This window comes from Mycobacterium sp., from assembly GCF_035570115.1.
Classification (GTDB): domain Bacteria; phylum Actinomycetota; class Actinomycetes; order Mycobacteriales; family Mycobacteriaceae; genus Mycobacterium.
Genome location: NZ_DATMLH010000068.1, coordinates 22449 through 32681, shown reverse-complemented (window position 1 = coordinate 32681; position 10233 = coordinate 22449). Strand labels below are relative to the sequence as shown.

The 10233-nt window shown below is 63.9% G+C and carries 10 protein-coding genes; 2 read left to right on the top strand and 8 right to left on the bottom strand.

Annotated features, from left to right (window positions below):
- The 7 genes from VNW74_RS05080 to VNW74_RS05050 form a co-directional block, all read right to left on the bottom strand.
- Nucleotides 1-302 (bottom strand): glycosyltransferase family 2 protein (locus VNW74_RS05080; protein ID WP_325675512.1); only part of this gene is annotated, 302 nt, incomplete at its 3' end.
- 1002 nt (nt 303-1304) lie between these two features.
- Nucleotides 1305-1952 (bottom strand): DUF1361 domain-containing protein, encoded by a 648-nt coding sequence (locus VNW74_RS05075; RefSeq protein WP_325675510.1) that lies wholly within the window; start codon nt 1950-1952, stop codon nt 1305-1307.
- Nucleotides 1953-2304: 352 nt separating this feature from the next.
- Entirely contained in the window at nt 2305-2664 is a 360-nt protein-coding gene (locus VNW74_RS05070; RefSeq protein ID WP_325675511.1) for a PAS domain S-box protein, read from the bottom strand.
- A 487-nt stretch (nt 2665-3151) separates the two neighbouring features.
- The gene (locus tag VNW74_RS05065; protein ID WP_325675509.1) at nt 3152-3622 is read right to left on the bottom strand and encodes a holo-ACP synthase; all 471 of its coding nucleotides are present in this window, start codon (nt 3620-3622) and stop codon (nt 3152-3154) included.
- Nucleotides 3583-3810 carry a DUF1839 family protein gene (locus VNW74_RS05060; protein ID WP_414686599.1) on the bottom strand — a complete coding sequence of 76 codons (228 nt, stop codon included), beginning with the start codon at nt 3808-3810 and terminating at the stop codon, nt 3583-3585. The genes VNW74_RS05065 and VNW74_RS05060 overlap by 40 nt, the downstream gene beginning before the upstream one ends.
- Nucleotides 3810-4055 (bottom strand): acyl carrier protein, encoded by a 246-nt coding sequence (locus VNW74_RS05055; RefSeq protein ID WP_325675508.1) that lies wholly within the window; start codon nt 4053-4055, stop codon nt 3810-3812. The genes VNW74_RS05060 and VNW74_RS05055 overlap by 1 nt, the downstream gene beginning before the upstream one ends.
- A 135-nt stretch (nt 4056-4190) precedes the next feature.
- On the bottom strand, nt 4191-5036 hold the full coding sequence (locus tag VNW74_RS05050; RefSeq protein WP_325675507.1) for a phytanoyl-CoA dioxygenase family protein: 846 nt from the start codon (nt 5034-5036) through the stop codon (nt 4191-4193).
- A 487-nt stretch (nt 5037-5523) separates the two neighbouring features.
- Between VNW74_RS05050 and VNW74_RS05045 the strand changes: the two genes are divergently transcribed.
- The gene (locus tag VNW74_RS05045) at nt 5524-7086 is read left to right on the top strand and encodes an amino acid adenylation domain-containing protein (protein WP_325675506.1); all 1563 of its coding nucleotides are present in this window, start codon (nt 5524-5526) and stop codon (nt 7084-7086) included.
- 360 nt (nt 7087-7446) lie between these two features.
- Here the strand turns inward: VNW74_RS05045 and VNW74_RS05040 are convergent, their stop codons facing one another.
- A complete protein-coding gene (locus VNW74_RS05040) occupies nt 7447-8136 on the bottom strand; it encodes a hypothetical protein (RefSeq protein WP_325675505.1) in 690 nt (229 codons plus the stop codon).
- 682 nt (nt 8137-8818) lie between these two features.
- Between VNW74_RS05040 and VNW74_RS05035 the strand changes: the two genes are divergently transcribed.
- On the top strand, nt 8819-10210 hold the full coding sequence (locus tag VNW74_RS05035; RefSeq protein ID WP_325675504.1) for a hypothetical protein: 1392 nt from the start codon (nt 8819-8821) through the stop codon (nt 10208-10210).
- Nucleotides 10211-10233 lie beyond the last annotated feature (23 nt).

Genomic DNA, 10233 nt, shown 5'->3' with positions numbered 1-10233 from the left:
ATGCTGCCGTCCGCGTCCATCATGACGATGATGTCGCCGGTGGCGGCCTGGAACCCGGTGCGCAATGCGCTGCCCTTTCCCGTGCCTTGCTGCGGCACGACCCGCACGTCCGGCCGGTATGCCAGCGCGGTGGTCACCGTGCCATCGGTCGAGTTGCCGTCGACGAGAATGATCTCGTCCACATCGTCCGCGACCTGTTCGAGCACCGAGGCGATGTTGCGCGCCTCATTCCTGACCGGGATCACCAAGCTGACGGTCAGGTGGTCGATGGTCGATGGTCTCGGGCGAGAGCCGGAGCGCAGGGTGAGCGAATGTTCGGTGGTTCCCGTGGGATGTGCCGGCTGCAGCGCCGACACGCCGTATCCCAAGTCGGTCGAGTCGGTTGAGTTTGAGGATGAAACGGTGGTCATGTTCGGCTGCCAATCTTTACGTGGAGTGCTGCGCGACTCGCAGCCTGAGTGAGAAGTACGTTGTTTACGAGATGCGACCCGACCACGTCTTGGTCGCCCCGTCGCTCGGCCGGAAACCTCGATGGGGTTGGTTCGGCGTCGAGGAAACCTGTTTTGGCGCTTCGCCAACCGCCGCCGACCGGCCCTGACGACCGTTGGTCCAGCCGCGGCCCGCACCGGAGCCCGCCGCGGGGCGGACGTTCGCAGACGCCGGTTCCGATGGTTTTTGCCGACGCTCTGCCCGCCTCAGCTTTGGGGCGCGATCCAGTTGAATAGCTCAGGGTGTTAACCGCCGTCTGCCTAGGTCCCATGTCGCTCCTAGTGGAAAGCAGGTCGACTCAGAGGCGGGCCGCGGTTACGGCGGCGCCGGGTGCAACCGTATGTATATACCGGTAATGCACCTAACTGGGCAGAGTACATACTATTTGGCATCACGTAAAGGAATTACCAAACGTTGAGTCTTTGCAGAGGCGATAAAGCATGCATACACCCGGGATAGCAGGTCTGAACGGACCGCGAAGCAACGGAAGACGCCAACGGACACAGCGCCGCCAGGCGGGCCAGCGCGCGCCCCGCGCCCAGCCAGCCCAGCACGACCCCCGACACCGGGTCGCACCGCCGCGGCCCTCCGAGCCGGCACTGCCGCGCTGACCGGTCACCGCACCCGGTGACCACGCAGCGCGCACACCCGGCGGGTCAGCGTCCCGCGCATGCGCGGACATGCAACCCGACTTGGGTCAATTTAGTGCACACCGGCGGGTGGATTGATCTTGTCGAGGGCTCGGCGGAGGTCGTCGGGTTGCGGGTCGGCGGAGGTGAGCACCTGTTGTCCGGCGCGGACTCGATCCTCCGGCACTACTCGCGTGCTGGCCCAGGGGAGGGCCAAAGGGACCACAACGTGAGGTATGCCAGCCCGAAGAGGGCCCCAACCGCGAGCGCCACACCGGTCGACTGGACGTAGGCGAGCGGCGAACGCACCCAATTGAGCGTCGTCGCCGCCACCGCGCCCGGCCGCGTCACCAAATCCCAGGAGTTCCACCGCTGGAACCGCCCGATCACCACACCTATCGCGCACAGGCCGGCCGAGACGACTACCGCGATCCATCCGGTCACCGCACCGAACTCGCGCTCGATCCGTTGATGCACCAGATGCATCGACACCACACCGAGTATGACGCCGGTCCACGCCGCGACCCCGTATTGCATGACGTGCCGCCACAATTCGATGACGCTGCCCAGGTGCACCAGATCGGTTACCAGATACGGGGCATTGGGCAGGAACGCCAGCCACCCCAGCCCCAATGGAATCAACCAGATCCGTCGGCGTACCACGGCGAAACCGGCCGCAAAGAACACCGGGATACATGCCAACACCAGATTCCACACGAAAAATCGGGTCGGGTAGAACAGGGGCGGGGCCGGATCGGTGACACCCAGCACCAGCGCCAGCCCGATGGTGGCCACCAGCGACACGATCAGCACCACACGGCGTGAATCGGTCATCAGTGCATTCTGGCAACCGTGTGCAGTGGCCGAGACGAACGACAAGCAAGACACCAGCCTGGGCGCCTCACGGCAAGGGCATGATCGAAAACCGTTCCAAGCTGATGTGAGTCGCAATTTTCATTTGCATCATGCGGCGCCTGCTCCCGCCCACCCCGGGTAGGCCGGCAGGGCGGGGTAATCGGAACGCGGAAGTGAGCGCGCCGCCAACCACGACCGCGGGTGTCACTGGGCACCCATGGCCGGTGTTCGGCCGTCGGCGTGCTCAACCCAGCCGAATACAAGAATCGAACTTACTCACAAATGCCGCCTGATTCTGTGTCCGCCAAACGGGGTCAAGCCCCTGCCGACGCTATCGTTCGCCCATCCACAGCCGCTCCGTCAAATTCTCAAACGTCACCACAACCGGATCATCGCAACGCATCAACGCCGACTTACTCATCCTGGCCCCCACCGTCCAACCCTCGCAATGCTGCAGCTCCACAACCAGATTCGCCAGTGCATCCACGCCAGAAAGCGCGCATAACGCGGCCGGAACGGTATGGAAGATCTCAGGGAACGCCAAACCCGCTAAGCTGTCCTGCCGGTACCCCACCATCTCGGCAAACGCCGTATTAGCGAACAAGATGATGCCGTCCCGCGCCATAGCGAGCAAAGGAACCGGGACCCGCTCCAACACCACCACAGCAGGCAACCGCGTCAGGACGTCCATCGGTGAATCGCCGGACCTCCCATTACGCCGCCGTTCCACCCACCGACCGCCGTCCCTACCAGCGCCGTCGTGGGGATGGCCGTGCGAGTCCTCGCTAAGTAACCGCGCGTTCGGCATCGATGGCGCAGACGTCAGCATCTCCAGCTGTGGGGTCGCGACCGACATGTGCTCCTCCTCATCAAGAGCCACCCGACCCGCAGGCGGGCAAGGGTCCGCGGCGCCTGCGCGATATATATACCGGCGATGCACCTGGAAGGCTAGTACACGTACTGAACGGATGATACGCCGTCAACGTAGCACTTGCAGTCTGTCAAAAACATAAAACGCGAACAAACTCAGGATATTAGCTGTCGACAGACCTCGGCCCGGTGGAATGACCTCGACGAACAGCGCCGTTCCGGGGCGGGTGCGCCCAGCCGGTGGGACCACCCTTCTATCGAAGGGACGTGTCGGCGGCGGAGTTGCCTGGGCGTGCAGAGATCGCCCGCTAGCGCATGAACTTTCCTACTCGGACCCGGCCCGGGCTACAGACCACAAGAACGACGGCCATTGCGTGGCAATCGGCGTGCGAAAGCGACAAAGACGAGCTGAGCCAGCCTTGGTGTTGTGCCCGCTCGGCGACCGCTCCGCTCAGCCGAAGCAGAGGCAGCGGACCGTCCCGTGTTACCTCGATCTCCCGCAGGGGAAACGGCATGTCGGGTTCTGCGAATGCCTTGATCACCGCTTCCTTGGCCGCGAACCGGGCCGCCAGTCTGTGCACCAGGTTGTGGCCCTCGCAGTCGTTGATTTCGCTCGGCGTAAAAACCTTGTGCAGGTACCGGTCCCCGAATGCCGCCAGCGAGTCCTGGACATCCTCAATGGCCACGACATCGCATCCGACGCGGACGCGGTGCCCGTCAACCTCGCCCGGCAAGGTGATCATGCACTCGCCGTAATCGTTGCGGTACAAGGGATCCACCGATGCGACTTGGCGAGTGCGGGCACCGGATCCAGCCCAAGAGCGTGGGGTGTTTCGATCCAAAGATCAAGGCAGCAATTGGTCTCCGGCCAGATCCGCTCGCCCGCATGACTGGAATGTGATTGGCATCCCCTGGGGCTGGCAGCGACCTGCGGGGCCGGCAGGCCGACGGCTACCGCACGTGGCATCACGCGGATGACTTGACTAGGCCTTCGACTACCTGCTCGATGTTGCGTACGGAAGCGAAGGTGGACTTCTTGAGCGCTTCATCGGGGAACTCGACGCCGAATGCATCCTCAAGCGCAAGGATGACATTAACCGACGCCGTAGACGTCAGGCCGAGCTTGTAGAGGTCGGCCTGATCGTCCACCTCGCGTGGATCGACCGCCATATGGCCATGAGCAGCTAAGGCGTCACGAATCCGGTCCTGCATCACGGTTCTCCTCACATCTCTGCCGTAACCCAACCTGTTAGCCAGTGTCGGGTCCAGCAACTTAACCAATATTGGGTTGTGCAAATCGTACTGGCGGGCGCGGTCCGGAGGATCCGAGTCTCGGCCGCTTCCGGGCTAAGACTCCGTGGGCGGAACGTAGCTCCCGGTCGCCTTGAGCCGCTTGCGAGCGGCGCGGTGGTAACTGTGGAAGTCTGAGATAAACGCTGAGCTGCCGTACAGCCAGTCCAGGGGTTCTCGCATGTCGTCTACGTAGCCGATGGCGTAGGAGCCGCGCTGGTAGCCCATCAGCCTGAGCAGCCCCTCGGGGAGGGTCCGGGCGATCTCGGGCGGGCAGGCCAGATATTGGTTTTCCTCCTGGCGCAGCCACCCGAGCGAATAGCCCACGTTCATCCCGATCCGGCTGGTCTTGGTGGTGTTGGCCCCCGCACCGTGGAAAACCGAGCCGGTGTACAAAAGGACTGAACCCTTGGTCATGACCGCTGGGGAGGACAGGGCGGCGTCCACGTCGTCGGGATCGTCCTCCCACTGGTGGCTGCCCACCACCATCCGTGTTGCACCCAACTCTTCGGTGAAGTCGGTCACGGCCCACATGGTGGCGACTTCGACTTCGAAACCCCTCGGGAACTGGTAGCGATCGAACGACCACTGGTCCCGATGAATCATCTGCGCCGGCGTCCCGGGTCCGATGGTCACCAGCTGGGTCAGGTCGATCTGGAAGGTGCTGGCGTGGTTGCCCAACACGAGCCCGAGCGTGTCGATGATCGTCGGGTGGGTGATGAGTGAGCGAGAGGTCGGCGAACGGGCGATCAGGGCGCCGGTACGGCGGGTGGTTTCGCCCAGGAAGTCAGTGTTCCCTCCGCCGGTGGCAGCGAGGTACGGCTCGAGCTCGGCCCGTATCTGATCCATCGTTTGGGGAGGTGCGAGGTCTGAAATGACCACACACCCGTCTTCGTTGAGCATCTTCGCAATGTCTGCCGGCGAGGAACCTGGACCGACTGTCTGTACTGCTGCTGGCACGGAAATCGAACCCAAGGTCTGTAAATCTGCTGACATACCGCATATTGTACAGTAAATCGGATTTACGCAGTACTCAAGACTGATATGAGGGCGATCCGCTGAACACCGGTCGGTTAACAGCTGGCTCTCGTGACCGAGCAGTGGAGGTGCGACGACAGATGCTCCCGTATCGATTCGGCGTGTACGCCAGTCCGCCCCGGAACATCCCTACGACCGAACCGCCATTCGGTTCGGCTCGACCTCAGCGCGGATGGTGGGGCGCCGCCCGGACGGTTTCCGGCGTATCGAGGGGGCGAAAGGGGGGACTGCGCGATATCGCAACGGCGTTCAGGCTCGGGCGTTACCGTGCGATGGGCACCCAGGGCAGGACCCGGCCCCGCCTTTTTGTCGACACCCGGCCAGGGGGGAGGGGGTGAAGGGACCCACCCCGGTGAGCGAGAATAGCGAGCGTGCAGCACCCCTGCGAGAAGGCGTGACGGACCACGGCGTGCTCGGTGCGGTGCTGGACCACGCCGATCGAGCCCCGGATCGGCCCGCTGTCAAGGACCTGGATCGCGCGTTGACCCGGGGCGAGTTGCGCGCCGCAGCTGGGAGAGTGGCCGCTGGCTTGCTTCAGAAAGGCGTCGAGCCCGGGGATCGGGTTGCCCTGCTGATCGGCAATTCTGTGGACTTCGTGGTGGCGGCACTGGGCTGTCTGTGGGCGGGGGTCACGTTCGTTCCGCTGGCGATCACCGATCCAGATCTCCGCCGTGCGCAGGTCGTGGCTGACTGCCGGCCCGCACAGGTGATTACCGCAGGCTCGGACCAAACGGCGCCATCGGGACTTCCCGTCGGCACGGCGTGGACCTCCCTTTCGGCGTTGAGCGCCGCAGATCGGCGCACGCCACCACCCGTAACGGGCCCCATCTCCTACATCATTTACACGTCGGGGACGACCGGTATCCCCAAGGGGGTGCAGATTTCCCCGGAGGCCTTTTTCACCGCAGTCGAAGCCTGCGCCGACGCCGTCGGACTCACCGCGGACGACCGGGCCCTATGCGTTTCGCCCGTGCACTTTGACGGGTCCTTCTCTGCCATCTTTCCTCCGCTGGTGCGCGGCGTCCCCCTCGTCATCCCCGACCGGGAAGCCCTCCTATTCCCACGAAGGTTCTTCTCGATTGTCGTCAGCGAGCGGATCACCGCGACCAGCTTCTCTCCCAGCTACCTCCGGTTGCTCCGGGCTGGCGGCGGTCTGGCGCGGTTGGCTGACACCCCGCTGCGAGTGATGGCGCTGGGTGGTGAAGCGCCTTCCACGGCCGATATCAGGGCGGTGTGGGCCGCCAGCCCAGGACTGCGGGTGGTAAACCGGTACGGCCCGACCGAGACGACCATCGCCGTCGCCCACCTGGAATTGACGCCCGAGTTGCTCGACGTGGGGCTGGTACCGATCGGTCGTCCTCACCACGGGAGCTCGTTCCACCTCGTTGATGAGCACGCAAAGCCGGTGGATCGTCCTGGCGTGGTCGGCGAGCTGTACATCGGCGGGCCGCAGCTCATGGCTGGATATCTGACCGACCCGGCGCTAAGCGCGGCTGTGCTGCGAACGGACGTCGTCGAAGGAAATACCGTCTACCGCACCGGTGACCTCGTCCTCCGCGACGACCGGGGCAACTACATATACGTGGGGCGTTCGGACCGCGTCGTCAAGAGACATGGTGTGAGGATGTCGCTGGTCGAGGTCACCGAGGCGCTCGGCCGTCTCGACGGAGTGACATCCGCGGCGTGCACGACCTTCGACCTGGAGGGCGATCTGGGGGTCGTTGCATTCGTGGTGCCGGACCGCGAGCTCACCCCTCTCGCCGTCCGCCAAGCCGCCAGCGAGTGGCTACCGGAAACGATGCTGCCCGATCAATTCGTCTTAGTGGCCGAATTGCCCTTGACGTCTTCCAGCAAGGTCGACGAGCGACGGCTGCTGAAGGAGGCTGGCTTGTCTTCGCCGAACGAAGGGGCCTGAGCCGTCAGTGTCGTTCCAACTCAGTTATCTAGGGAACGGGCTTACGCCCGATCATAGGTTGACCTGCGGGTTCGACAGGCTGACCAAGGTACGCGTTTGTACAACGCGCTACCCTAAGACAACCGGTGTGACGAGATGTTGCTGCCGCCCGACCTCACCGAGTTGGTGGAGTCGTGGGAAATCGCCCTGATCGCAGCGAACAAGTCGCCGCCCACCGACAGCTCCTACGCGCTAATCGTCTGGCCCCAAATGCTCCGAGACAGCAATGTCGCCGATCGTAGCCAGCCACTGCTCAGGGTGGTCGCGGCGGCGCCAGCGCCAGCGGCACGGCTGGCACGCCCCGGTGAGCGGGCAATGCCCCTACGGGTGGCCGGCCTTGCGTCTCGCCGTGGACAAACGCACGCCGAAGCGCTGGCGAAGAAACGCGCCAAGGCGCAGCGGGATTGCAATAAGGCTCAACAGGGCGAACGGCACATATTCGGCGGCGTAGAGCCAATGCTGTGTCTTCTGGTCGAGTGCGCCCGGCACAAAATCCGTGCCGAAGGCGTACAGAATGTAAGTCGTGCCCAGGAGGAGCAGTGGCCACCTCAGACGTCCCAGATTGCGCATTGCGGTTCCGAAGGACAGCAGCGCCAGCAGATCGGCGAAGAACAGTGCGACCAGGAAGAGCCACAACACGCCGCCCCGCAGCGGAATCTGGCCGATGACGACGCCCAGCCAGATGACCAGTCCGATATGGACCTGAATCGCGGTGGCGAAGGCCAGGCCGAAGACTCGCGCCCGGCGCGCCAGCCCGGCAAAGGCTGGGCCGAACAGGATGGCCATCGCGCCACCGGCATAGGAAAGCCAGAAAAAAAGGAACGACCAGCGCGCCAAGACGCGCACCCCCAGCCTGAGGCCATCGGGACCGGTGCCGTAACCGGCCAGAACGGCCACGGCAATCGCGATCCCGCCGCCCAACGCGCCGATCATCCAAACCGATGCCGGATCACGTCTGCGCGTCGTCGCGCTGATGTAACGTCCCCGCTGTAAGCCTTGGAATGCGGTCATATGCCCTCCTCCCTTTGAGGGCCGCGCGGGAGTCCTAGTCTGATGATTACTCCCGCGTAGCCGGCGGTGGCTGGTGCAATCATACCGACGATACGCTGGAAGTCGTGTTTCACATACTAAAAGCTTGGATCTGAAGTTACACCGGACCTCTAGTCTGGAAGGCTCCCCGCCGTGAGAAAGGTGTCTTGGTTCCAACATTTCTCGACGTGAACTGTGCAGCGCCGTGCACAGTTCACGGGCACTTGGGTGGCTATTCCCGTACACACCCCGGTCGTCGCCAGCGATTACCCAGCGTGTTGCTGATCAGCGGGCCACCAGCGCGTCGTGCTCCTCCTCCCGGGCATCGACTCGGGCGCGCCGCGCAAGCATGCGAGCCACCACAGCAGCACGGCGATACCGATGGCCGCAGCGATCCACCACCAGTAGGTCGCCACGAACCCAACGACCAGCAAGACCACGAGCAGAGCTCTTATGGCTGGCTACCTTGTTTTCTACGCGTTAGCTAATCCCCAAGATAACTAGCCGTACAGCGCTCCCGAACCCAAGCATTTCGGCAGGTCAGCGCGGAACGCTTGCTAAGTCAGAATGGCCAGTTATATGGAGATCGACTCGCTGTGGCGAGTCCTTTGGCCATTTGGCCAGGAATGGTATCGGAGCGCTGTCCTAGGCTACGATCGCTCGGGTGCACGCGAGGGCAGCTGGCGAGACGTCGGGGGGACATTACGAGCAGCTGGTCCAGCAGCAGCGTGCCGAATTGCAAGATGCGTACTTGCGGGGCGTGCGCCGGCTGCGATGGGACACAGAGCGTCTCGCCGCAGAACGCGAACGGCGTCTTCGAGAGCTGCTGGTGTGGGCCGCCGATCGTTCGCCGTTCTGGCGGGAACGACTGGCAGGCCGCGATCTAGCGAACTTCACCGAGGCCGACCTCCCCTCTCTGCCGGTCCTGACCAGAGCCGAGATGATGGCGGAATTCGACCGGGTGGTCACGGACCCCAGGTTGACACTGGCTCGGGTGCAACAACACCTCGATCAGTCGGACGGCGACCGCGGGTACCTGGACGACGAGTACCAGGCAATTATCACGTCTGGGTATATAGGAACCAGAGCAGTCCACGTCTACGGCTGGGACGCGTTCGTCACGTTCGTGATGCAGGGCTCGCGCTGGACCGGGCGACGCGGCGAAGACCCGGACGCGGTGCTGGCGCAGGCCTTCGCTACCAGCACTCGGCATGAATCGGGGATATTTCACGACTTCAGCACCTTCGAAAGCGGGGGGCCGGCATCGCACTGCTCCGGCGGCACGCAACCCCTGGACGAGATTGTCGATAGCCTCAACAACGCGCGTCCCGCGGTGCAGGCTCTCCAAGCGTGGCCGAGTCTCATGCGGGAGCTGGCGTTGGAGTCGATCGCAGGACGACTCACCATCAAACCGACCTGGGTCAGCGTCGCGGGCGAGGTCTGCACCCCGCCCGTGCGGGAGGCGGTTCGGTCCGCGTGGGGGATCGAGACTTCGGAGTTCTGGGGCTGCTCAGAGGGGACCTATGCCTTTCCGTGCGGCGTTGGCGAAGGCATGCACGTCGCCGACGATCTGGTCATTCTCGAGCCGGCGGATGCCGATGGCAACGTCGTCCCCTATGGGCAACCTGCGGACCGGCTGCTGTTGACCAACTTGTTCAACCTTGCGCAGCCGCTGATCCGCTATGACCTGGTGGACGCGGTGACGATGTCCGACGCGCCGTGTCCGTGCGGTTGTGCTCATCGCCGCATCACGTCGGTCAACGGTCGGATCGACGGCGCCTTCCAGTACGAAAGCGGTGCTCTGGTGCCCCGGGTGGCCTTCGAGCAGACTGTCCTTGCCACCCCCGGCGTCGCCAACTTCTTTGTGGGCAAGACGCAAGGTGGTGTCGACCTGTCCGTGGTGACCGACGGTTCATGCGACCTCCAGCATCTGCGAACGGAACTGATCGACGTGCTCCGCCGGCACGGCGGGCCGGAGTCGGAAGTCGGTGTGCAAGAGGTCGGTTCGATAGACCGACTGTGGTCGGGAAAGTCGAAGCAGTTCGACGCCAGGTGATCTGGCCGCAGACCCCGCGGGCG

Excerpts from the sequence above, each read along its gene's own strand:
- VNW74_RS05075 (WP_325675510.1), bottom strand. The coding sequence starts at position 1,952 with ATGACCGATTCACGCCGTGTGGTGCTGATCGTGTCGCTGGTGGCCACC.
- VNW74_RS05070 (WP_325675511.1), bottom strand. The coding sequence starts at position 2,664 with ATGGACGTCCTGACGCGGTTGCCTGCTGTGGTGGTGTTGGAGCGGGTC.
- VNW74_RS05060 (WP_414686599.1), bottom strand. The coding sequence starts at position 3,810 with ATGCCACGTGCGGTAGCCGTCGGCCTGCCGGCCCCGCAGGTCGCTGCC.
- VNW74_RS05055 (WP_325675508.1), bottom strand. The coding sequence starts at position 4,055 with ATGCAGGACCGGATTCGTGACGCCTTAGCTGCTCATGGCCATATGGCG.
- VNW74_RS05050 (WP_325675507.1), bottom strand. The coding sequence starts at position 5,036 with ATGCTCAACGAAGACGGGTGTGTGGTCATTTCAGACCTCGCACCTCCC.
- VNW74_RS05040 (WP_325675505.1), bottom strand. The coding sequence starts at position 8,136 with ATGACCGCATTCCAAGGCTTACAGCGGGGACGTTACATCAGCGCGACG.